24 protein-coding genes are annotated in these 22,578 nt (G+C 67.8%); 6 read left to right on the forward strand and 18 right to left on the reverse strand.

The window, feature by feature from the left end; genetic code table 11:
• Nucleotides 1-104: 104 nt before the first annotated feature.
• Complete coding sequence (locus tag HWX31_RS28410; RefSeq protein WP_174965232.1) at nt 105-752, reverse strand: TetR/AcrR family transcriptional regulator; 648 nt, start codon at nt 750-752, stop codon at nt 105-107.
• Between the two features lie 261 nt (nt 753-1,013).
• Between HWX31_RS28410 and HWX31_RS28415 the strand changes: the two genes are divergently transcribed.
• Nucleotides 1,014-2,402 (forward strand): MFS transporter, encoded by a 1,389-nt coding sequence (locus HWX31_RS28415; RefSeq protein WP_174965231.1) that lies wholly within the window; start codon nt 1,014-1,016, stop codon nt 2,400-2,402.
• Between the two features lie 343 nt (nt 2,403-2,745).
• Nucleotides 2,746-3,957 carry a winged helix-turn-helix domain-containing protein gene (locus HWX31_RS28420; protein ID WP_174965230.1) on the forward strand — a complete coding sequence of 404 codons (1,212 nt, stop codon included), beginning with the start codon at nt 2,746-2,748 and terminating at the stop codon, nt 3,955-3,957.
• A gap of 66 nt (nt 3,958-4,023) precedes the next feature.
• Here HWX31_RS28420 and HWX31_RS28425 read toward each other — a convergent pair whose 3' ends face one another.
• From HWX31_RS28425 to HWX31_RS28435, 3 genes are read right to left on the reverse strand one after another with little or no spacing between them, the layout of a single operon-like run.
• Nucleotides 4,024-5,145, reverse strand: coding sequence for an alpha/beta fold hydrolase (locus HWX31_RS28425; RefSeq protein ID WP_174965229.1), 1,122 nt, complete (start codon nt 5,143-5,145; stop codon nt 4,024-4,026).
• A 27-nt stretch (nt 5,146-5,172) separates the two neighbouring features.
• The gene (locus HWX31_RS28430; RefSeq protein WP_174965228.1) at nt 5,173-6,360 is read right to left on the reverse strand and encodes an acetate/propionate family kinase; all 1,188 of its coding nucleotides are present in this window, start codon (nt 6,358-6,360) and stop codon (nt 5,173-5,175) included.
• Nucleotides 6,357-7,346: a bifunctional enoyl-CoA hydratase/phosphate acetyltransferase gene (locus HWX31_RS28435; RefSeq protein WP_244143866.1), complete on the reverse strand. Its 990-nt coding sequence runs from the start codon at nt 7,344-7,346 to the stop codon at nt 6,357-6,359. Before HWX31_RS28435 ends, HWX31_RS28430 begins: the two co-directional genes overlap by 4 nt.
• Nucleotides 7,347-7,527: 181 nt before the next feature.
• Here HWX31_RS28435 and atpG point away from each other — a divergent pair, with 181 nt between their 5' ends.
• Together atpG and atpC are read left to right on the forward strand one after the other, a co-directional pair.
• Complete coding sequence (gene atpG / locus HWX31_RS28440) at nt 7,528-8,394, forward strand: ATP synthase F1 subunit gamma (protein WP_174965226.1); 867 nt, start codon at nt 7,528-7,530, stop codon at nt 8,392-8,394.
• Nucleotides 8,395-8,406: 12 nt separating this feature from the next.
• Nucleotides 8,407-8,871 carry an ATP synthase F1 subunit epsilon gene (gene atpC, locus HWX31_RS28445; RefSeq protein ID WP_174965225.1) on the forward strand — a complete coding sequence of 155 codons (465 nt, stop codon included), beginning with the start codon at nt 8,407-8,409 and terminating at the stop codon, nt 8,869-8,871.
• 27 nt (nt 8,872-8,898) lie between these two features.
• Here atpC and HWX31_RS28450 read toward each other — a convergent pair whose 3' ends face one another.
• The 10 genes from HWX31_RS28450 to HWX31_RS28495 all read right to left on the reverse strand — a co-directional run bounded on the left by HWX31_RS28450 (nt 8,899) and on the right by HWX31_RS28495 (nt 17,490).
• Nucleotides 8,899-9,117, reverse strand: a complete 219-nt coding sequence (locus HWX31_RS28450) for a DUF1653 domain-containing protein (protein WP_059610126.1) — start codon at nt 9,115-9,117, stop codon at nt 8,899-8,901.
• A gap of 45 nt (nt 9,118-9,162) precedes the next feature.
• Complete coding sequence (locus HWX31_RS28455; protein WP_174965224.1) at nt 9,163-9,606, reverse strand: GNAT family N-acetyltransferase; 444 nt, start codon at nt 9,604-9,606, stop codon at nt 9,163-9,165.
• Nucleotides 9,579-10,421 (reverse strand): Fic family protein, encoded by an 843-nt coding sequence (locus HWX31_RS28460; protein WP_174965223.1) that lies wholly within the window; start codon nt 10,419-10,421, stop codon nt 9,579-9,581. Before HWX31_RS28460 ends, HWX31_RS28455 begins: the two co-directional genes overlap by 28 nt.
• A 61-nt stretch (nt 10,422-10,482) precedes the next feature.
• Nucleotides 10,483-11,559 (reverse strand): TIGR03118 family protein, encoded by a 1,077-nt coding sequence (locus tag HWX31_RS28465; RefSeq protein ID WP_174965222.1) that lies wholly within the window; start codon nt 11,557-11,559, stop codon nt 10,483-10,485.
• Nucleotides 11,560-11,611: 52 nt separating this feature from the next.
• On the reverse strand, nt 11,612-12,286 hold the full coding sequence (locus HWX31_RS28470; RefSeq protein WP_174965221.1) for a c-type cytochrome: 675 nt from the start codon (nt 12,284-12,286) through the stop codon (nt 11,612-11,614).
• A 201-nt stretch (nt 12,287-12,487) separates the two neighbouring features.
• Nucleotides 12,488-13,528 (reverse strand): YncE family protein, encoded by a 1,041-nt coding sequence (locus HWX31_RS28475; RefSeq protein WP_174965220.1) that lies wholly within the window; start codon nt 13,526-13,528, stop codon nt 12,488-12,490.
• A gap of 23 nt (nt 13,529-13,551) precedes the next feature.
• Entirely contained in the window at nt 13,552-14,820 is a 1,269-nt protein-coding gene (locus HWX31_RS28480) for an MFS transporter (RefSeq protein ID WP_174965219.1), read from the reverse strand.
• Complete coding sequence (locus HWX31_RS28485) at nt 14,807-15,235, reverse strand: chromate resistance protein ChrB domain-containing protein (RefSeq protein ID WP_174965242.1); 429 nt, start codon at nt 15,233-15,235, stop codon at nt 14,807-14,809. Before HWX31_RS28485 ends, HWX31_RS28480 begins: the two co-directional genes overlap by 14 nt.
• A 102-nt stretch (nt 15,236-15,337) precedes the next feature.
• On the reverse strand, nt 15,338-16,516 hold the full coding sequence (locus tag HWX31_RS28490; protein WP_174965218.1) for a chromate transporter: 1,179 nt from the start codon (nt 16,514-16,516) through the stop codon (nt 15,338-15,340).
• Entirely contained in the window at nt 16,513-17,490 is a 978-nt protein-coding gene (locus HWX31_RS28495) for a chromate resistance protein ChrB domain-containing protein (RefSeq protein ID WP_174965217.1), read from the reverse strand. Before HWX31_RS28495 ends, HWX31_RS28490 begins: the two co-directional genes overlap by 4 nt.
• A 190-nt stretch (nt 17,491-17,680) precedes the next feature.
• Between HWX31_RS28495 and tcuC the strand changes: the two genes are divergently transcribed.
• Together tcuC and HWX31_RS28505 are read left to right on the forward strand one after the other, a co-directional pair.
• Nucleotides 17,681-18,970, forward strand: a complete 1,290-nt coding sequence (gene tcuC, locus HWX31_RS28500; RefSeq protein WP_174965216.1) for an MFS transporter — start codon at nt 17,681-17,683, stop codon at nt 18,968-18,970.
• 71 nt (nt 18,971-19,041) lie between these two features.
• Entirely contained in the window at nt 19,042-19,833 is a 792-nt protein-coding gene (locus HWX31_RS28505; protein WP_174965215.1) for a substrate-binding domain-containing protein, read from the forward strand.
• 37 nt (nt 19,834-19,870) lie between these two features.
• On the opposite strand, the gene arsH is transcribed toward HWX31_RS28505, so the two are convergent.
• The 4 genes from arsH to HWX31_RS28525 are packed head-to-tail and all read right to left on the reverse strand — an operon-like array spanning nt 19,871 to nt 22,526.
• Nucleotides 19,871-20,581, reverse strand: a complete 711-nt coding sequence (gene arsH, locus HWX31_RS28510) for an arsenical resistance protein ArsH (protein WP_174965214.1) — start codon at nt 20,579-20,581, stop codon at nt 19,871-19,873.
• A gap of 20 nt (nt 20,582-20,601) precedes the next feature.
• A complete protein-coding gene (gene arsB, locus HWX31_RS28515; RefSeq protein ID WP_174965213.1) occupies nt 20,602-21,672 on the reverse strand; it encodes an ACR3 family arsenite efflux transporter in 1,071 nt (356 codons plus the stop codon).
• A 27-nt stretch (nt 21,673-21,699) separates the two neighbouring features.
• Nucleotides 21,700-22,194 carry an arsenate reductase ArsC gene (locus HWX31_RS28520; RefSeq protein ID WP_174965212.1) on the reverse strand — a complete coding sequence of 165 codons (495 nt, stop codon included), beginning with the start codon at nt 22,192-22,194 and terminating at the stop codon, nt 21,700-21,702.
• Nucleotides 22,191-22,526 (reverse strand): ArsR/SmtB family transcription factor, encoded by a 336-nt coding sequence (locus HWX31_RS28525; protein WP_010093897.1) that lies wholly within the window; start codon nt 22,524-22,526, stop codon nt 22,191-22,193. The genes HWX31_RS28520 and HWX31_RS28525 overlap by 4 nt, the downstream gene beginning before the upstream one ends.
• Nucleotides 22,527-22,578: the final 52 nt, after the last annotated feature.

Raw genomic sequence — 22,578 nt, forward strand, 5'->3', positions numbered from 1 at the left:
TCGATTCGCGCGGTGCGCCCGATTCGATGGCCGTCGATCGAAGCGCGTCGTCAGGTTCTGCTTACATGCGGCAAGCCGCCCGACTTTCGCACGAAACGCGCGCGTTACGCAAGCGACGCGTCACCCGGTTCGTGCGATTCGTTCCATTCGCGCAGATAGCCGCGCACCGCGCGCCACACGCGCGCGTCGAGCGCGGCCGCATCGGTCTCGCCGCGCTGGCCCGCCGCATCGACGAGGCCCTTGATCATCGCCAGCAGATCGTGCGCGACGACATCCGGCGCCGCGAGCCTCGGCGCGTCGTCCCGGCCGAACGCGAGCAGCACCGCCGCATGGATGCGGTCCGTGACCCGCTGCGCCTGCGCGCCGAGCGGCAGGCGCGCCTCCTCGAAGTCGATCAGCCGCGCGAGCGCCGGACGGCGCAACTGATGCGCGACCGCCGCGCGCACCAGCGCATGCAGGATCGCGTCGCACGACGGCGACGCCGCCGCGCGCGCGACGTCGTCGAGCAGCGCCGCGCTTTCGCGTTCGGCCAGCGCGGCGGTCAACGCATCGCGATTCGGGAAGTACTGATAGAGCGAGCCGATGCTGACGCCCGCATGCGCGGCGATCGCGTTGGTCGTATAGCCGTCGAAGCCGTCGCGCTCGAGAATGCGCGCGGCCGCTTCGACGATCGCGTCGACGGTGGCCGCCGAGCGCTGCTGGCGCGGCGATTTGCGAGGAGCGAGCGGCGTTCGGGCAGGCGTGCGGGACATGGCGCGAAAGCGGATTTAGAAAGCGAGTCGATGCTCACATTCTAGAAACGCGATTTCCACACCGTCAAACGGGATATTCGGGGGAGACGTTCAGGAGGGGCGTTCGATGACCGCGCAACCATCGGCGCGCGCACGCCGAAGTCGTCTCTTCCGCGCGCCGCGCCGAAAGAACAACTGTTGCAACATTCGAAACAACCGTTGCCGCGCGTGACGCGCCGGGAGCAAACGGTGCATAATGGCGTCTTTACGCGCGCCCCGCCCATGTCGCCCGTCTTTCTTGCACCGCTCATCGTTGCCTGTGCGTTGTTCATGGAAAGCGTCGACGCAAACATCATCGTCACGGCCCTGCCCGCGATGGCGCGCGACTTCGGGCACAGCCCCGTCACGCTGAACATCGCGATCACCGCGTACGTCGTCGGGCTCGGCGTGTTCATCCCGATCTGCGGCTGGCTTGCCGACCGCTTCAGCGCACGCGCGGTGTTCCGCACCGCGATCGGCATCTTCGTCGTCGGCTCGCTGCTGTGCGCCGCATCCAATTCCCTCGGCCTGCTGACGTTCGCGCGCTTCGTGCAGGGCGTCGGCGGCGCGATGATGGTGCCCGTCGGGCGCATCATCATCTTCCGCGCCGTGCCGCGCGCGGATCTCGTGCGCGCGATGAACTATCTCGCGATCCCCGCGCTGTTCGGCCCGACGGTCGGGCCGCTCGTCGGCGGCTTCATCACGACGTACCTGCACTGGCGGATGATCTTCTTCATCAACGTGCCGATCGGCCTGTACGGCATCTATCTCGCCAGCAAGCACATCGCGAACACGCACGAGCCCGACCCGGGCCCGCTCGACTGGTTCGGCTTCCTGCTGTCGGCGAGCGGCGCCGCGCTGCTGCTGATGGGGCTCACGCTGATCGACGGCGCGCTGATCTCGCGCGGCAACGCGCTGGCGATGTGCGGCGCGGGCGCCGCATTGCTCGCGCTCTACGTGCCGTACGCGCGCCGCAAGGAGCGGCCGGTGCTCGACCTGACGTTCCTGCGCATCCCGACCTATCACGCGAGCGTCGTCGGCGGCTCGCTGTTCCGCATCGGCCTCGGCGCGGTGCCGTTCCTGCTGCCGCTCGCGCTGCAGGAGGGCCTCGGCATGTCCGCGTTCCACTCGGGGCTGATCACCTGCGCTTCGGCGTTCGGCGGCGCGGTGAGCCGCTCGACGGCCACCCGCACGCTGCGCCGCTTCGGCTTTCGCACGGTGCTGATCTACAACGCGGCGTTCGCGGGGCTCGCGATCGCCGCCTACGGCGTGTTCCATCCCGGCATGGCGACCTGGGCGATCTGGCTGATCGTGCTGGTCGGCGGGGTCTTCCCCGCGCTGCAGTTCACGAGCCTCAACTCGATGATCTACGCGGACATCTCGCCGCGCGACGCGGGCCGCGCGACGAGCCTCGGCAGCGTCGTCCAGCAGATGTCGCTCGGCCTGGGCGTCACCGTCGCGGGGCTCGTGCTGCACCTGTCGCATTGGGCGCAGGGGCACGCGAAGATGGTCTGGTCCGACTTCTGGCCGGCGTTCGTCGTGGTCGGGCTGTGCTCGTTCGCGTCGATCCCGATCACGCGCAGGTTGCCGCTGAACGCCGGCGACGAAGTCGCGCGCGGCAGGCGCCAGTAGGAACGACGGTCGGGAAACGGGGGAAGAGACTCGGCAGAAAAAAAATCAGCGGACATCCACACGGGGCCGGTGCACAGCCGCATGGATGTCCGCTCAGGGCTACGGAGCGCTTAATGGGGGCAAGCACTCCGGATTCGCTTCCTGCGTGCCATGGACGTATGTGCGTCGGAAGCAGAATCGGCGCGCACACTGCAGCGCGCTGGAATGCACTATAAGGAATCTTCGGCCATGCATCTGTCAACGATTGTCAGATGCGTTGCAGATACGTTGCAGGCGCGACTCGAGCGCGCCCGCCGCTTTCGCGCTAAAGTGGTGCCCGACCGCCACCCTCCCCGCCCATCCGATGCTTACGCTCTCGCCCGCCGCCGCCCGCGCGCTGCATCTCGCCGCGCAGGGCCTGCTCACGCCGCCGCGCCGCAAGGCGACCAAGGCCGACGTGCTCGACACGATCCGCCGCATGGCGCAGTTGCAGATCGATACGATTCACGTCGTCGCGCGCAGCCCGTACCTCGTACTGTACAGCCGGCTCGGCGCGTATGCGCCGCAATGGCTCGACGAGCACCTCGCCGACGCGCAGCTGTTCGAATACTGGTCGCACGAGGCGTGCTTCCTGCCGATCGAGCAGTTCGGCCTGATGCGCTACAAGATGCTCGATCCGTCGGGGATGGGATGGAAATACGCGGCCGACTGGCATGCGCGCCACCGCGCCGACATCGACCGGCTGCTCACGCGGATTCACGCGGACGGCCCGGTGCGCTCGGCGGACTTCGTGCGCGAGGACGGCGTGAAGGGCAACGGCTGGTGGGACCGCAAGCCGGAGAAGCGCCACCTGGAAGTGCTGTTCACGACCGGCGAGCTGATGGTGGCCGAGCGCCGCAACTTCCAGCGCGTGTACGACGTGCGCGAGCGAATCCTGCCCGGCTGGGACGACGCGCGCGACCTGCCGCCGCGCGAAGCCGTGCTGCCGGCGCTGCTCGACCGCACGTGCCGCGCGCTCGGCATCGTGCGCGCCGACTGGGTCGCCGACTATTACCGGCTGCCGCGCCGTTCGTACCGCGCGGAACTCGACGCGCTCGCCGACGCGGGCGAACTGATCCCGGTCGCCGTCGACGGCTGGAAGGAGCCGGCGTACGCGCACCATTCGCTGAACGCGCTGCTGCCGGCCGCCGCGGCCGACACGCTGCGCTCGACCGTCACGACGCTGCTGTCGCCGTTCGACCCGGTGGTATGGGACCGGCGGCGCGCATCCGCGCTGTTCGATTTCGACTACACGATCGAGTGCTATACGCCCGCGCACAAGCGGCGCTACGGCTATTTCTGCCTGCCGGTGCTGCATCGCGGCCGCCTGGTCGGCCGGATCGACGCGAAGGCGCATCGCGCGCAGCAGGTGTTCGAGCTGAAGACCGTGCACGTCGAGCCGGGCGTGCGAATCGGCTCGGGGCTGGCGAGCGACGTGGCGAAGGCGGTGACGAAACTCGCGGCGTGGCACGGCACGCCGGACGTCCGGATCGGCAGCGCGCCGCCGGAACTGGCGCGCGCGCTGGCGGGCGGCTGACGCGCCGCTGCCCCGGCGGCGTCGCCGCAGCGGCCGTTCCGCCGCCGCAACGACGCTTCGCCCCGGCTACGCCTGCGCCGCGATCCACGCGGCGATGTCCGGCCACGCGTCCTTCAGCGTCCGCGACCCCATGAAGAGGCCGATGTGCCCGCCGGGCACGAGCCGGCTCGTCACCTGCGCCGCGGGCGTGCCGAGATACTTGACCGCATCGAACACCTGCTCCGGCGTCGTGATGTCGTCGGCTTCGCCCGCGAGCAGGTAGACGGGACAGGTCACGTCCTTCAGGTTCAGCGTGCGGCCGAGCGCGACGAACGTGCCCTTCGCGAGCCGGTTCTCCTTGAAGAGCTGCACGATCGCCTGCAGGTACCAGCGCCCGGGCAGGTCGATCGGGCTTTCGTACCAGCTCGCGAACGCCTCCTGCTTGCGCAGGTAGTCCGGATCGTCGATGTGCTCGTACAGGTCGACGTGCTCGGCCAGGTAGTGCTGGTCCGGATGCATGTTCTTCCAGCCGCGCAGCATGAAGCGCCCGCGCATCAGCCCGCCGCCCATTTCCACGAGCTCCTCGTAGAACGACGTCGGATACGTGTGCACCATCTGCCGGATCGGGCCGTTGCCCGCGTCGGTGTCGATCGGCGAACCCGCGAGCACGAGGCTCGCGACCTTGTGCGGAAAGCGCGCCGCGTACATCGCCGCCATCCAGCCGCCCTGGCACAGCCCGACGAGGTTGACGCGGCCGCCGAGCTCGTCGACGCAGACGTTCAGCTCCGCCAGGTACTGGTCGATCTCGAGATCCTTCATGTCCTCGGTCGCCGATCGCCAGTCGGTCAGGTAGAGGCGGCTCACGCCGTGCTCGCGCAGCGTCTGCATCAGGCTCTGGCCCGGCTGGTAGTCGGCGATCATCGCGCTGTGCCCCGCATACGGCGCATCGACGATCGTCGGCAGCCCGCGCGCCGCGCCGTCCGAATAGTCGCGAAAGATCATCGTGCGCAGTTCGAGCAGCGGCCGGTTCGCGGACGCGAGTGCGGGATGCATCTCGAAATGCAGCTTTTCCTCTTCGGCGAGGAAGTGCAGGTTGCGCGCGGTCAGTTCCGTGCCGGCCTCGAACATCGCGGCGGCGGCGGCCATCGGCCAGAAGATCGGCAGCGCGGGAATCGGGAACGGCACGCCGGCGGGCGGGGTACGAGTCATGGGTTCTCCGGAAGCGGAACAGGCGGTTCAAATGGACAAGCGGTCCAGCAGGCCGCGCGTGTGCCGCGCGATCATCAGGTTCTCGTCGGTCGGGATCACGCGCACCGTCACGCGCGATGCGCCGCCCGAGATCACCGGCCGGTTGCCGGCGTTCGCGGCGGCGTCGAGCTCGATGCCGAGCCAGCCCGCCGCGCGGCAGATTCGCTCGCGCACCGCGGGCGCGTTCTCGCCGATGCCGGCGGTGAACACCAGCGTATCGAGGCCGCCCAGCACGCCGGCCAGCGCCGCGAGCTCGCGCGCCGCGCGATACGCGAACAGGTCGACCGCATGCGCGGCCGCCGCCGAGTCGCTCGCGAGCAGCGTGCGCATGTCGCTCGACAGGCCCGACACGCCGAGCAGGCCGGATTCCTCGTAGATCAGGTGTTCGACCTCGTCGATCGTGCGTCCTTCGTGGCGCAGCAGATACAGGATCGCGCCCGGGTCCAGCGTGCCCGTGCGCGTGCCCATCGGCAGCCCGTCGACCGCGGTGAACCCCATCGTCGTCGCGACGCTGCGGCCTTCCGCAAGCGCGCACAGGCTCGCGCCGTTGCCGAGATGCGCGACGATCGTGCGGCGCTGCGCCCACGACGCGTCGAGCGCGGCGAGCGCCGTCGCGATGTATTCGTACGACAGCCCGTGAAACCCGTAGCGCATGATGCCCTGCTCCGTCAGCGCGCGCGGCAGCGCGAATTCGCGTTCGAGCGCCGGCAGCGTGTGATGGAATGCCGTGTCGAAGCACGCAACCTGCGGCAGGTCGGGCGCGAGCGCGCTCACCGCGCGGATCGCCTCGACGTGATGCGGCTGGTGCAGCGGCGCGAGCGGCGACAGCGACGCGATCTTCGCGAGCACGTCGTCGTCGATCCGCACCGGCGCGGAAAAATACCGGCCGCCGTGCACGACCCGGTGCCCGACGCCGTCGAACGCCGCGTCGTCGCCGACATGGCGGGCGAACCATGCATGCAGCGCCTCGATCGCGCCGTGGTGGCCCGTGCCCGCGACCGGGTGGTCGGCCAGCGTCGCGCCGCGCGCGTCCTTCACGACCAGGTGCGGCGCGTCGTGCAGGCTGTCGACCTGGCCGTGGACGCCCGCGCCGAGCGAGCGGTCTTCCAGCGTGTCGTAGACGGAGAACTTGAGGCTCGACGAGCCGGCATTCAGCACCAGAACGGGATGTTTCATCGCGATGCCCCATCGATGTCGGCAAGGCCGGCGATGCCGGTGCGGCCGGCCGACGCGCGCGTCGCGTGCGCGTAGAGCGCCGCCACCGCGCAGCTCGCCATCCGCGTGCGCTCGTTGTCGGCGCGGCTCGTCAGGATGATCGGCACGCGCGCGCCGAGCACGATGCCGGCCGCATCGGCGTTCGCGAGGAACGTCAGCTCCTTCGCGAGCATGTTGCCGGCTTCGAGATCGGGCGCGAGCAGGATGTCCGCATCGCCCGCGACGCTCGAGCCGAGATGCTTGAGCCGCGCGGCTTCCAGGTTGATCGCGTTGTCGAGCGCGAGCGGGCCGTCGAGCGCCGCGCCCGTGATCTGGCCGCGCTCGGCCATCTTGCAGAGCGCCGCGGCGTCGATCGTCGACGGCAGCTTCGACGTGACCGTCTCGACCGCCGACAGGATCGCGACCTTCGGCCGGTCGATGCCGAGCACGCGCGCGAGATCGATCGCGTTCTGCACGATCTCGGCCTTCTGCTCGAGCGTCGGACGGATGTTGACCGCCGCATCGGTGATGAACAGCGGCTTCGGATAGGTCGGCACATCCATGATGAACACGTGGCTGAGACGACGCTCGGTGCGCAGGCCGGCGCCGTCGCGCACGACCTCGGCGAGCAGCTCGTCGGTGTGCAGGCTGCCCTTCATCAGCGCGTCGGCTTCACCCAGGCGCACCAGCTCGACCGCGCGCGCCGCCGCCGCGTGGCTGTGCGGCGCATCGACGAGCCGGTAGCCGGACAGGCCGATGCCGAGCGACGCGGCGAGCGCCGTGATGCGCGCCTCGGGGCCGACGAGCACGGGTTCGATGATGCCGGCACGCGCGGCATCGACGGCCGCGCGCAGAGAGACGTCGTCGCACGGATGTGCGACCGCGACCTTGACCGGGGGAAGCGCACGGCAACGCGCGATCAGCGCGTCGTATTTCTGGTGCGGGCGGGAATCGACGGAATCGGACATCGGGCAAGGCTCCCTTGTCATGTGGGCGGGGAACGTGCTGCATGCTGCAATGCATTCTTGTGCGAATTCGGCGACGGTTTTTTGACATTGGTCAGATATGTCAGGAGAAGTCCCGATAGCATCGTTTCGTCCGCGACGGCATGCGCACCGCAACCGCCGCACCCTTTCCGCCGGGACACTCATGCATATCCGTGAAATCCGCTCGAAGATCGCCAGCACCTCGTCCACGCGCAAGATCACGCGTGCGATGGAGATGATGGCGCGCACCAAAATGGCGAGCGCGCAGAAGCGTGCGCGCGATTTCCGCCCCTACGCCGCCAAGGTGAAAGCGATGGCCGAGCGCCTGATTCGCGACCGGCCCGACTATATGTCGGCGCTGATGGCGCGGCGCGACCCGGTGCGCCGCATCGGCCTGATCGTCGTCAGCACCGATCGCGGACTGTGCGGCCCGCTCAACGCGCGGCTCCTCGTCCACTGCGTCGACGCGCTCGAGCAATGGGACCGGGCCGGCATCGAGTTCGAGCTGAGCGTGATCGGCGCGCGCGGCGTCGCGCCGCTGTCGCGCTACGGCGCGCACATCACCGCCCGCACCGGCAGCCTCGCCGGCGAGCCGCGTTTCGACGCGCTGCTCGGCGCGCTGCTCGTGCCGCTGACCGCGTTCATCAACGGCGAGCTCGACGAAGTGCGCGTCGCGTACAACCGGCTGACGAGCGCGCTGACCTACGAACCGCGGATCGACACGGTGCTGCCGGTCGTCGGCCTCGACGATGCGCCGGATGCCGGCGGCATGGCATCCGACTACCTGTACGAACCGGCGCCGCGCCCCGTCGCGGACACCATGCTGCTGCGCTACGTCGAGGCGGTGCTTTATCAGGCCGTCGTCGAGAACTACGCGTGCGAGCAATGCGCGCGGATGTTCAGCATGCAGACCGCGACCGACAACGCGGACCGCGTGCTGCGCGACCTGCGGAACCTGTACCAGAAGACCCGGCAGGCGCAGATCACCACCGAGCTGTGCGAGATCGTCGCCGGCGCGGCGGCCGTCTGAAGGAGGCGCATCATGGAAACCATCCCCGTGCTGCAGCTCGACATCCTGAGCATCGAGAACGAGCTGTTTTCCGGCGTCGCGCGCGCCGTGACCGTTCCCGGCGAGAGCGGCGAACTCGGCATCCATCCGCATCATGCGCCGCTCTTCACGCGGTTGCGGCCCGGTGTCGTGACGATCAGCGATGCGAAGACCGGTGAGCACCGCCGCATTCTCGTCGCGGGCGGCGTGCTGGAGGTGAGCCGGGACGGCGTGACGCTGATCGCCGATCACGCGCTGCGCACGCCCGAACTGGACGCGCTGCGGGCGCGAGAGGCGCGCAATGCGGCGAACGACTGGCGACAGCGCTACGCGCACGAAGGCCGGCGCGCATTCGACTTCGCGGCCGCGCGCGCGGACCTGATGGACGAGATCCGGCGGTTCTTCCTGCTCGCGCTGCGGCAAGGCGCGGCGGGGGAACGGACGGGCGGCGCCGGCTGAGGGCCGCATGCCGCCCGCGCGCGACGCTCAGTCGCGCAGCTTGCGAAAGCGCGGCGTGCCGTCCTCGAGGGTTTCGTTGAACATCGCTTCCGGGCGCACCCACAGCCCGCGCGCGTGCGGCCACAGGTGCTCGTAGACGACGACCGATTCTTCCGTTTCGGAATGGCGTGCGACGCCGATCATGCGGTACAGGCCGCCCTTGTAATGACGGTGGGTCGCGAGTTGTTCGGCTTCCTGTTCGGTCATGGTGTGCTTCCTTCTGCGTGGCGAAAAGCGCGTATTGTATGCGCGTCAACGCGCCGTGTAGATGTCGGGCCGCCGCAATTCCATCAGCCGCTCGGGATGCGACGGCGGCTCGAAGCCGACCGGCCGGTACAGCGCGTGCGCATCGGTCGTCACGAGCATGATGCGGCGCAGCCCCTGCACCATGTCCTGCGCGAATACGTGGTCGATCAGCGCGCGGCCGTAACCCTTGCCGCGTTCGGCCGGCAGCACGAACACGTCGCACAGGTACGCGAAGGTCGCGTGATCGGTGACGAGCCGCGCGAACCCGACCTGCCGCGCGCCGACGTAGGCGCCGAAGCACAGCGAGCCGTCGATCGAGCGGTCGAACACGTCGCGCGGAATCCCTTTGGACCAGTACGCTTCGCGATGCAGGAAGTCGTAGATCGCGTCGACGTCGAGTTCGTGCTTGTCGGTCGAAAATCTCAGCGTGGCGGGGGTGGCAGCGGGCACGTCGGCTCTCCGTTGGAGTGGTTGGGAAAATGATCGGCGTCGGGCTGCGCGGCATACCGCAGCCCGAGCACGTCGAGATACAGATGAAGCGCGCGCCGCACCGCTTCCGCGACCACGCGCGCGATGTCGTCGAACTCGCCGCCGGCGCACGCGCGGTCCAGCGCGTCGTGGTAGGCAGGTCGGTCTTCGTCGCGAATGATCGCCGGCGGATAGCCGTCCTTCATCAGTTCGAAAGCGAGCATCAGCCGCGCGGTCCGGCCATTGCCGTCGACGAACGGATGGATCTTCAGGAGCCGCGCATGCAGTTCGGCCGCACGCACGACCGGGTGCAGCCCGCCGGCCTCGCGATACCAGCCGATCAGCGCCGCCATGTCGGCGGGCAGGTCCAGGAAGCCGGGCGGCACCGTGCTCGCGCCCGCGATCGCGACGTTCTCCTGGCGGTAGCGCCGCACTTCGCCGTCGCCGATCCGGTTCAGCACCAGCCGGTGAAGATTGCGGATCTGCCGCTCGGACAGCGCCTCGCGCTTCGACACGATGTCTTCGACATAGCCGATTGCGTCGCGATGATGCGTCGCGTCGAGATGTGCGCGCAGGGGTGTCCCGTCGATCGTGATGCATTCGAGCACGGCGCGGGTCTCGTGCTGCGTCGGGGCGCCGCCCTCGATCGCGCGTGCATGACCGGCCCATTCCCGCACGAGCGCGTCGCGCAACGACGCAACCGCCTGCGGCGACAGCGGACGCGCGGCATCGAGCGTCGCCTTGTCGGCGTCGATCGATTTCAGGAATGTCGGGAGCGTGGCGGGCTGGCTGGACATCAGGCGTTCCGGAACCGCGTTTGATGTCGGCCAGTATATCTCCCGGCGGGCGCACCCGCGATCACGGACCGACGTCGATGCGGCCGTAGAGGCCGTCGGCTTCGCCGTTGGACCCCGCGGCGAAGAACAGCGTGTTGGTGGGCTGACTGTCGAGGCCATTGCCGAATGCCATGCCCCACAGCCCCGCCTCGACGATCGCGCTGCCATCACCGTTCTCGAGAGTCCCGAGCATGATCCCGGAAGTCGCATCGAATGCGTGGATCATGCCGTCGCCGAAGTTGCCGATCAGGACGGCATTGCTGAAGCGGCCAAAGTCCGCGGGCGCCGATGCCATGCCCCACGGCGCATTCAGCGGCCCGCCCGTGACGAAGCGCTGCAGGAATTGTCCCGACGGGCTGAATACGTCGACCACGCCGAAGCCCGCGCCGGCCACGTCGTCGTGCGCCGCCGCGTCCTGCTTCGCATAACTGACGAACAGCTTCGAGCCGATCGCCTGGATGCCGAACGGCGCGAATCCCGCGGGCAGCGCAGGATCCTGAAACGCGTTGGCCGCCGTGACCTTGGCGAAGGTCCGGTCGAACACGTCGATCCGGTTGTTGTGGAAGTCCGTCGCGTACAGGAAATTCGCGCCGTTGTTGCTGGCCATCGCGAGCCCCTTGTAGACGGCAGCGCCGCCGCTGTCGAACACCGTGACGGCCGACGTCGGGTTGACCGCCGGCGACCATGCGGTCATGGTCCCGCCCTCGCCCACGAAGATGAAGGCCGCGGGCCCCGATTTGTCGCCCTGGGCCACCACGAAGTCGGTCGTGCCGTTGAACACGATGCCGGTCGGGTCGGGGTCGCCGCTCGAGCCCGGCGGAATCGTCACGACGAGCGACTGCGGCACGCCGTTGCCATCGTAGAGCGTCGCGTGCTGCGTGCCGTTGTCCGCGACCCATGCGAAGCCCTTGGGATTGAAGGCAACGCCCCACGGATTCTTCAGGTTGGCATCCACGTGAGCAGCCGGAAGCGCGCCGTCGGAGACCAGCGCACTGACCGCGTACTGCCTGATATGGGAGGAGCCTCCGCCGCACGCGACGACGCTCGCCAGCACGACAACCGCCAATGCAGCGCCGAGTACCCAATGGACCCGTTTCATGATTGCGCTCCGAATGCGAAAGGACCGCTAGTAAACGGACGGGCGGCCGTGTTTATTCCGTCCCGGTCACTTCACTCGTTTTTCGCAGCGGGCCGGTCGCAAGCGTCTCCAGATAAGCCGCTACCGCTCGCATTTCCTGCTCGGACAAATTGTCCGAGACGGCCTTCATCGGTTCGCCGCGCGGCCGTTGTCCGCTGTGTCGAAAAACCAATAGTTGCTTCATGATGTAATCGGCGTGCTGACCGGCGAGTCGCGGCACGCCACCTGCGCCCTCGCCGTGCAAGCCATGACAGGTGATGCATGCAGCCACGCCCTGGTCGGGCAAGCCTGACGCAAATATCGCCCGGCCCAGGTCGACGCGTGGCGGATCGCCCGGTTTGCCGGGCGCAGGCGGCTGGCTGGAAAAGTACGCGGCAAGCTGCTCGATCTGCGTGTCGCTCAAGCGCGAGACACCCCACATGTATTTCTGCGCATTCGGGTCGGCGCGACGATGATTCCTGAAGTCCGTGAGTTGGGCGATCAGGTACTCGCGCGGCTGCGCGGCCAGTTTGGGAAACATGGGCGATACCGAGATGCCGTTCGCGCCGTGACAGTTCGAACACACCTGCTGCGCGATGGTTCTTCCCGCGACGGCCGGACGGTCGATTGCCCGGGACTGCTCCAGACCGTCGCACCCTGTCCCGGCCAACAGGATCGCCGGAAGGAGCCGTAGCACCATGTGTTTCATTTCACGCGCCTCCCGCCTGCAGGATGACGCCCGACGTTGCGCGTGTCCGTCGTCATTGGATCGGGCGTCAGGGTATCTGGCGAAATGCGTGTGCCCGCGGCCGGGAAGACGGGCAGCGTCACGCGTTTCACTGATGACCTAAACGAACGAGCAGGCCGCCTTATTCCAGCGAATCGTCCAGACTGCTCGATAGGCCGCGCCTTATCGCAGTTGGAAAATACGCAGCACCGGCCGCCCGTCGACCCGCATCAGCGGGAAATACGCGCGGTGCGTAGTCGCGTCGACGGCGACGACATGCGCATTGGGTCCGACGCGGCCTTTGCCGATCCCGGCCACGTCGGCGCGTCGCACGCGGAACATCGAAACCGTGCCGGCTTCACCCGCGACGTAAAGCGTGCCCGGCCCCGGATCCAGCGCCAGCACGTCCGGATCGGCTCCGACATCGAATGACCGGACAACCTGCTTCGTATGCAAATCGAACACGATCAGCTTGTCGTTACCTTCGCACGCGATGAACGCGAGACCGTCGCGCGCATCGATCAACAGGCCGTGATTGCCTTTGGCGCCCGGCAAATCGAAGCGGCCGACGACGCGATCGGTCGCCGGGTCGATTTCGACCAGCTGACGGCGGGTCTGCACGTTGACGAACACATGGCGGGAGACCGGGTCGTATTGCGAATTGCCGGCCTCGCCGTCGAGTGCAATCGTGGCGACGCGGCGATTGCTCCCAACATCGATGACGGTTTCCGTTTTCCCGTATTCATCGGAGACGTACAGCTTGCGCACGTCGGGCGCGTAGGCCATCCCGTCCGGGTAATGTCCGCCCGGCATGCGGGCGACGATTTTCAATGTCGCGGCGTCGATCGCGACGATCTCGTCGGTGCCGGTCGCAGATGCGTACACGCGCGACAGTTCCGGAACGGCGAGCACGCCGTGCACCGACGATACGCCCGCGATCCGCGCGGTCACGCGCGACGCACGCGTATCGAAAACAACGACTTCCCCGTCGCCGAGGTGCGCGATGAACAGCAGGTTGCGGCTCGGGTCCAGACTCGCATAGTCGAGCCGCGTCGGGCGGCCGGGCAGCGGGATGTCCGCGACGTGCTTCAAGGGCAGGCTGCCGAGCGAGGCTTCGTCGCCCGCCGCGAAAACGTGACGGACGAGCACGCTCGACGCCCCAAGTATCGCGGACAGTGCGACGAGCAGCAGAAATACGACGCACCGATTTCGAAGGTGTCTCACGATTTCCTCCTGCGACCACGCCGCTATCGCCGCTCCTCTTCTTGGAGCCCGATATGGCGAAAAGCAGCGAGCAACGACAGGTCATACGCGATCTTCAGCACACCGCATGCCACGAGCGGCGCGCCGAGCCATCCGAGGCCGAACAAGCCGCCGGCCAGCGTCGGTGCGACCGCCGCCGCGAGGCTGCGCGGCACGGAGGTGAAGCCGGCGGCGGCCGGGCGCTCCGCCGGCGTGACGACGGCCATCACGTAGGCGGTTCGGGTCGGCACGTCCATTTGCGACAAGGCGCTGCGCATCAGCAGCAGTGCCAACGTCACCGGCAGCGACGGCGCCAGGGCAGCGCCGATCAGGCAAACGCTCGACGGAATGTGCGTAAAGACCATCGTGTTGAGCAGGCCGATCTTGCGAGAGAGCGGCGCCGCAGCAAGTTGGGAGCCTGCCGCGAGCAGGCCGGTGCAGAAAAAGAACCGGCCCGCCGCGCTGACGGAAAACCCGAAACGCTGCATCAGCCAGAGCGACAGCAGCGAGTTGACGACGAGGCCGCCCGCGAACGCGTCGACGCTGAACAGCAGCGCGAGCCGCGTGACGATGCGCCGTGACGGCCCGAGCGGAGGCGCGGCCGTCGCCGCGTGCGATCCTGTACGCGGCAATCTGGTGTACAGCATGGAGACCGCGAGGCCTGTCGCCGCATACACGACAAACATCACGCGCATCGCGGCCAGCAGCGACATCCCGGTGTGTAAAGCAAGCCAAAGTGGCAGGCCCGCAGCGAGCGAGCCCAATGCAGCCGATATAGCACCGACCAGGCTGTAGCGGGCAAACAGCGCGGTCCGCGCGTCACCGGTTGCCGCTTCGGCAAGACGCGCCTGCTCGAGCGGCAAAAAGAGGCTGACGTCGCCGGAGCTCGGATTGAGCGTGCCGACGAAGGCGACGACGAGCAGCGGCCACAGGGTCGACAGGCTGGCGAAGCCGACGCCGGTGGCGGCCATCAGGATAGCTGCGAGCGTCAACATCCGACGATGCGGAATGCGGCTCGCCACCACGCCGACCGCGATCGTCGCGACAGCCGACCCCATCAACGTCGCGGTGCTGATCAATCCGACGCCGATTTGCGCGAAGCCGAGCGACAGCAAGTACGCGGGGAGCAGCACCGCGATGAACCCGTCACAGAACCCGCGCAGACCGCGGCTCACAAGGATGATCCACGCGGCATGGTCGACGCCGGCCGGAAGGAACCGGCGTGAAAGACGTAACGCGAACGAGACGGCCATGCGGCCGCTAGGCACGTGCATCGCGTCGACACCATGCGTAGAGCGCGTCGTACATCACCATCCCGTGCCGTAGCTGCTCGTGATCGTCGGCGAAGTTCCTGGAAAGGCCGATCGAGATTGCATACAGGCCGGTCGCTTCCGGCGCGAGATCGAGCCGCCCGGTGTCCGCGCCGCGAACGATCCCGGCAAGGTTGAGCAAGGCCGGGTCATGCAGCCGGTACTTGTCGAGAAACGCATCGAAGCTGCAACGGTCGCCGTGGTGTCCAAGTTCGACGTCCGGCACGTCGTAAGGAATCGCGCCGGTTTCCTCCGCCAACCGCATCACTTCCGGGCCCGGGACATAGAGGAACTCGGGGGCCTCGTCGATAAAGCGGGCAATCAGCCACGGGCAAGCGATGCGATCGATCTTCGGCCGTTCCCGCGTGATCCATTTCATCGTGCTTCTCCTGTCCGAATGTACGCAAGATCCAGTGCAATCGATCTTCAGTCGTTCACGCGTGATCCATTGCACGGCGCCTCTCCTGTCTGGCAATGCGCGTCAACGATGAAGCAACGGGTAAGCCACCAGCCCGAAGAGTGCCGCCGCGATCACGATCACCGGTTCCTGCAGCTTCTTGAAGCGCCACAGCAGCACGACCGTTGCAACGGCGAGGATGGCGGTGGGAATATCGACGATCGAGCGCTTCGCGATGACGAGCACGGAGCCTGTGATCGCACCGACCGCTGCCGCCGTGATGCCGTTGACGAACGCCTTGACGTCGGGCCGGTGGCCGTACTTTTTCACGTAAGGCGCGGGGATGATCGTGAACAGATAGCAAGGCAGGAACGTGCCGAGCGCGGCCACGCACGCGCCGGGCAGGCCCGCCACGAGATAGCCGATGAAGCCGACCGTGATCACGACCGGCCCCGGCGTGATCATCGCGACCGCGACGGCGTCGACGAACTGCTTGTCGTTGAGCCAGTGATGTTCGGTCACGACGCCGCCGTACAGGAACGGCACGATCGCGAGCCCCGATCCGAACACGAACGCGCCCGCTTTGGCGAAGAACGCGCCGATCTGCACGAGTTGCGGCAGATCGATGCCGCTCAGCAAGCCGGTTGCCGCCGGCAGGTTCGCGCCGGCGAGTGCATTCAGGCCGCCCTTGTGCAGCCATTTCGGCGGAGCGCGCCAGAACCAGCCGATCAGCCCGGCGACGATGAACAGCCACGCGATTTCCGATTCGGTGATGAAGGTCACGGCCGCGAGCGTCAGGAAGATCGCCCAGAGCAGCTTGTCGTTGCCGACGGTCTTGGTGGCGAGCTTGTATGCGCTCATCGCGATGATGCCCACCACCGCCGCCCCGACGCCGTAGAAGACCGCCTGCATCCATGACAGCCCTCCGAAGTGCGCATACGCGAACCCGAGCCCGAGGACCATCAGGAACGACGGCAGCACGAACGCGAGCCCGACGAGCGTCGCGCCGAGGATCCGGTAGTGGACGAAGCCGAGATAGATCGCGAGCTGGGCGGCCATCGGCCCCGGTGCGAGCTGGGCCAGCGTGAGCCCTTCCTTGTAGTCGGCCTCGGTGATCCAGCCGTGCTTCTCGACGAGATCGCGGCGCATGTAGCCGGCGAGCGCGACCGGGCCGCCGAAGCCGAACGTCCCGAGCCGCAGCATGTATCCGACCAGTTGGCCCAGCGTGTAGGTCGGCGCGTTCGTGGCGATCGTCGTGGTCATGAACGTCCTCCGGTTTCGCTCTTTCCATTCGACGCAAAGTGCGCGTACAGCGCGTCGAGCACCGCGCCCATCTGCTCCAGCAATTGATCGTCGTTTTCGGCGCGTTGACGCGTGCCGGCCATCACGGCCTCGAAGCCGACCGCTTCGGGCACGGCCGGGCCGCCGACGTCGAGCGCGTGCACGATCTCGCCGAGCCGCATCAACGCAGGCTCCTTGTCGAGCCCGAAACTCGCGAGCAGCACCTCGAACGTCACACGCTCGCCGACGTGGGTGAACGCGGCGCCGTCGAAATCGAAGCCGAGCGCGTCAGGCGGGCAATCCGCCGGCGACGCGAGCCACATGAAGCGAGCGCGCGCGTCGATGAAGCGGCGGATCAGCCACGCGCTGGCGACGCGATCGACCCACATGCGCTGCCGCGTCGCCCAGGTGCGCCCTTGGTACGCGTCGATCGCGAGCAGGCGGATCGCGCGCGCCGCGGCGTGCGGCTCGCCCGGCGACAGCACGGTGTCGACGAGCGCGACGAAATCCTGCAACGCGACTTCGGCCCGGGTTGCCGAGTCGCCCGGGAAGTAGTCGATCGCGCGGATCGTGTCGAAATCCTTGCGCAGGCGGCGCAGCAGCCGCGCCAGTTCGGTGGCGGACTGCCCGGCAAGCGTCTTGCGGGCTTCCGCGAGCGTCAGGTTGAAGGCGGCGTACTCCTCGTCGCGATCGAAGAGCGCGCGGAATTCCCCTTCCTGCGACGCGTCGAGGCTCGGCGCGCGCAACAGGTGGGCCGTGCCGCCGCTCTCGGCGATCGCACCCGCGAGGTCGCGCAGCATGCGTTCCCGCTCGTCCGTATGCGGCAACAGGTAAATGCCGTCGCGCAGCACCGCGCAGCCCTTTGCCTTGAGCGCGCGCCAGAAGCGCATGCGCGCCGTCGCGTTCTCCGTCGGCAGGGTCAGAACCAGGAGCGACCAGGTCGAGATAGTATCCATGTAGCGAATACTACTAACATGTCATGACATCTACAAGTTTACTTCGAGCGGCTTGCCCGCCGATTGATAGCCCACACGCATCAATCCTTCGAAAAAATGCACTTCACGCAGCCGCCGATCCGGACCACCATGTGTGCATCGTTCCGGCGCCGCCCGGACGTCGTCCAATGAAATATCCGGAGACAACCCGATGTCACATTCCGTGGCCACCCCCGCCCCGTCCAGGGCCGCGGCCGTATTCCGCGTCACCGCCGGCAATTTCCTCGAGCAGTTCGACTTCTTCCTGTTCGGTTTCTATGCGACGCAGATCGCGTCGGTGTTCTTCCCGTCGACGAGCGAATTCGCGTCGCTGATGATGACCTTCGCGGTGTTCGGCGCGGGCTTCCTGATGCGTCCGCTCGGCGCGATCGTGCTCGGCGCGTACATCGACGAGGTCGGCCGCCGCAAGGGGCTGATCGTCACGCTGTCGATCATGGCGAGCGGCACGATCCTGATCGCGTTCGTGCCCGGCTACGCGTCGATCGGCCTGCTCGCGCCGGCCGCCGTGCTCGCCGGCCGCCTGCTGCAGGGCTTCTCGGCCGGCGCGGAGCTGGGCGGCGTGTCCGTCTATCTCGCGGAGATGGCGACGCCCGGCCGCAAGGGCTTCTACACGAGCTGGCAGTCGGCCAGCCAGCAGGTGTCGATCGTCGTCGCGGCCGCGCTCGGCTTCGCGCTGAACCAGTGGCTGAGCGCCGCGCAGATCGCCGCGTGGGGCTGGCGCGTGCCGTTCCTCGTCGGCTGCCTGATCGTGCCGGCGATCTTCATGCTGCGCCGCAATCTGCAGGAAACCGAAGAATATGCGCAGCGCCGCCATCGCCCGTCGATGCGCGAGGTGTTCGCGACGCTCGCGCGCAACTGGGCCGTCGTGCTCGGCGGCATGCTGCTCGTCGCGATGACGACGACGAGCTTCTACCTGATCACCGTCTACGCGCCGACCTTCGGCAAGACCGTGCTGCATCTGAGCACTGCGGACAGCCTGCTCGTGACGCTGTGCGTCGCCGTGTCGAACTTCATCTGGCTGCCGATCGGCGGCGCGCTGTCCGACCGTTTCGGCCGCCGCCCGGTGCTGCTCGCGATGACCGCGCTGAACGTGCTGACCGCGTACCCCGCGCTGTCGCTGCTCGCGCATGCGCCGAGCTTCGTCAACATGCTGCTGGTGCTGCTGTGGCTGTCGTTCATGTACGGCCTCTACAACGGCGCGATGGTCGCCGCGCTGACCGAGCTGATGCCCGCCGAAGTGCGTGTCGCCGGCTTCTCGCTCGCGTACAGCCTCGCGACCGCGGTGTTCGGCGGCTTCACGCCCGCGATCTCGACCGCGCTGATCCACTCGACCGGCGACAAGGCCGCGCCCGGCTTCTGGATGAGCTTCGCCGCCGCGTGCGCGTTCGGCGCGACGGTGCTGCTGTACAGCCGCCGCCGCGACGCGCTGCGCGCCGCGTGATCGGCCCCGGCTGCTCACTCACGCGCGGCGCCGGCGCGCCGCGCTTTCTCCCGACTTCCGGAATCCGCAAGATGAACCATCAACCGCTCACCCGCCGCGCGGCAATCTGGCTCGCCGCCGCCACGCTCGCCGCCGTCGCGCTCCAGGCCCGCGCCGCCGAACTGCGCGTGATGATTTCCGGCGGCTTCACCGCCGCCTACCAGCAGCTCGGCCCGGGCTTCACCGCCGCGACCGGCGACACGCTCGACACGATCCGCGGCCCGTCGATGGGCCAGTCGAAGGAGGCGATTCCGAACCGCCTCGCGCACGGCGAGCAGGCCGACGCGGTGATCATGGTCGGCTACGCGCTCGACAAGCTGATCCGGGAAGGCAAGGTGATGCCCGCGTCGCGCGTCGAGCTCGCCGATTCGCGGATCGGCATGGTCGTGCGCGCAGGCGCGCCGAAACCGGACATCGGCACCGTCGACGGGCTGAAGGACGCGCTGCTGCGCGCGAAGTCGGTCGCGTACTCGGACAGCGCGAGCGGCGTCTACATCGAGCAGGAAATGTTCAGGAAGCTCGGCGTCGATGCGCAGGTCCGCCCGAAGGCGTCGATGGTGCCGAAGATCCCGGTCGCGTCGGTCGTCGCGAACGGCGACTATGAGATCGGCTTCCAGCAGGTCAGCGAACTGCTGCCGGTGCCGGGCGTCACGTACGTCGGCAAGGTGCCCGAAGCGGTGCAGTCGGTCACGCGCTTCGCGGGCGGCATTCCGGTCGGCGCCGCGCATCCTGAGAACGCGAAGAAGCTGCTCGACTATCTCGCGTCGCCGCAGGCGCAGCCGGTCGTGCAGGCGACCGGGCTCGATTCGGTGACGACGCGCTGAAGCGCCGGACGCGGTGCGGCCCCGGCGCCCGAGCCGTTCAAATGCCGGCCTGATTCACGCGCGTCGAAAGCGCCTCGGCGCTTTCCTTGCGTTCGCTGTACCGGTCGACGAGATAAGGGCCGATGTCGCGGGTCAGCAGCGTGAACTTGACCAGTTCCTCCATGACGTCCACGACGCGATCGAAATACGCGGACGGCTTCATCCGCCCCGCTTCGTCGAACTCCATGAACGCCTTCGCCACCGACGACTGGTTCGGGATGGTCAGCATGCGCATCCAGCGGCCCAGCACGCGCATCTGGTTCACGGCGTTGAACGACTGCGAGCCGCCGCTGACCTGCATGACGGCGAGCGTCTTTCCCTGGGTCGGCCGGATCGCGCCGACCGACAGCGGAATCCAGTCGATCTGCGACTTCATGATGCCGGTCATCGCGCCATGCCGTTCGGGCGAGCACCACACCATGCCCTCCGACCATTGCACCAGCTCGCGAAGCTCGACGACCTTGGGGTGACTCTCGGGCGCATCGTCGGGCAACGGCAAGCCGCTCGGATTGAACACGCGCGCCTCGGCGCCCATCGCCGCCAGCAGCCGCGCGGCTTCCTCGATCAGCAAGCGGCTGAACGAACGTTCCCGCAGCGACCCGTACAGGAGCAGGAACCGGGGCGGATGGGTCGACGGCGACGCCGGCCGCAACCGGCTGGCGTCCGGCACGCGAAACAGTGACGCGTCGAGTTGAGGCAGGTCAGTCATCGTTGGGTTCTCATGTGTGCTCAAGCCCGCTCGTACCAGCCCTTGGACCGGTTGACGATGCGCACCACCAGCAGCATGACCGGCACTTCGATCAGCACGCCCACGACGGTGGCCAGCGCTGCGCCGGAATGGAAGCCGAACAGGCTGATCGCGGCCGCGACCGCCAGCTCGAAGAAGTTGGATGCGCCGATCAGCGCCGACGGGCACGCGATATTGTGCTTTTCGCCGACCGTGCGATTCAGCCAGTACGCGAGCGCCGAATTGAAGAACACCTGGATCAGGATCGGCACCGCGAGCAGCGCGATCACCAGCGGTTGCTTCAGGATCGCTTCGCCCTGGAACGCGAACAGCAGCACCAGCGTGGCCAGCAGCGCGGTGATGGACCACGGGCCGATCTTCGCCATCGCGGCATCGAACGCCGCCTGCCCTTTCGCGAGCAGCAGCTTGCGCCAGATCTGCGCGAGGATCACCGGAATGACGATGTAGAGCACCACCGACGTGAGCAGCGTGGCCCACGGCACCGTGATCGCGGAAATGCCCAGCAGCAGGCCGACCAGCGGCGCGAAGGCGATCACCATGATGCTGTCGTTCAGCGCCACCTGCGACAGCGTGAACAACGGATCGCCGCCGGTCAGCCGGCTCCAGACGAACACCATCGCCGTGCAGGGCGCGGCGGCCAGCAGGATCAGGCCGGCGATGTAGCTGTCGAGCTGATCGGCCGGCAGCATCGGCGCAAAGAGCTGCCGGATGAACAGCCAGCCGAGAAACGCCATCGAGAACGGCTTGACGAGCCAGTTGACCACGAGCGTGACGCCGATTCCCTTGATGTGCTGGCGGACCTCATGCAGCGCGCCGAAGTCGACCTTGACGAGCATCGGGATGACCATCACCCAGATCAGCAGCCCCACCGGCAAGTTGACCTGCGCGTATTCCATGCGTCCGATGCGCTGGAACAGGTCGGGCAGCGCCTGGCCGAGCGCGATGCCGGCGACGATGCACAGCGCGACCCACACGGTCAGATAGCGTTCGAAGAAGTTGATGGCGGGCTTGGCGGCTGCCCTTTCCGGCGGGGCGACGTTGGACGTGTTCATGGGACGGCTCGATGCTCAGGTATCCGATCAGTTTTGCGAGATGTCGGCCAGGGCCGTCTGGAGTTCCGCATTGCCCATGCGATCGAGCGGCAGCATCAGCATCTGCAGCATGCGATAGCCGATCGCCTGGCGGGTGAGCTCGAACGCGAGCCGCTTGCCGTCGTCGCCGCCCGGCGCGTTCGACGGATCGGCGTAGCCCCAATGCACTTTGACGGGACTGCCGGGCCAGTACGGACAGGTCTCCGCCGCCGCGCTGTCGCACACCGTGATGACGATGTGCATTTCAGGCGCACCGTCGCCGACGAATTCGTCCCAGCTCTTGCTGCGGCAGCCGCCGACGTCGACGCCCGCGCGCGTCAGCGCGTCGAGCGCGAACGGGTTGAGCCGCCCGCTCGGCGCACTGCCGGCGCTGTATGCGCGCACGTCCTTGCCGAGCTTCGCGGCCCAATGATTGAGCATCCCTTCCGCGAGCACGCTGCGCGCCGAGTTGTGGGTGCAGAGGATCAGTACGTTGGTGGTCATGGGCGACGCTCGCCGGTCGTGGAACACGCGGCCGCCGGCGAGCAGGGATTGCCGCCGCAGCAGTTTTCCGTGAGGTACGCCAGCAGGCCGTTCATCGTCGCGAAGTTCGCGCAATAGATCACGAAGCGGCCCTCCTGGCGGCTGGTGACGAGCTGCGCATGCGCCAGCTCCTTCAAGTGGAACGACAGCGATGACGGCGGCGCGTCCAGCAGCGTGGCGATCTGGCCGGCCGGCAGGCCTTGCGGCCCCGCCTGCACCAGCGCGCGGAAGATGGCGAGCCGGGATTCGTGCGCGAGCGCCGCAAGCGCGGCAATGGTCTGGTTCGTTTCCATTTTTCGATAATAGTCGAAATATCGAATCGTGTGAAGCCGTACCGCGCCCTGC

This window comes from Burkholderia ubonensis, from assembly GCF_902833085.1.
Classification (GTDB): Bacteria; Pseudomonadota; Gammaproteobacteria; order Burkholderiales; family Burkholderiaceae; genus Burkholderia; species Burkholderia ubonensis.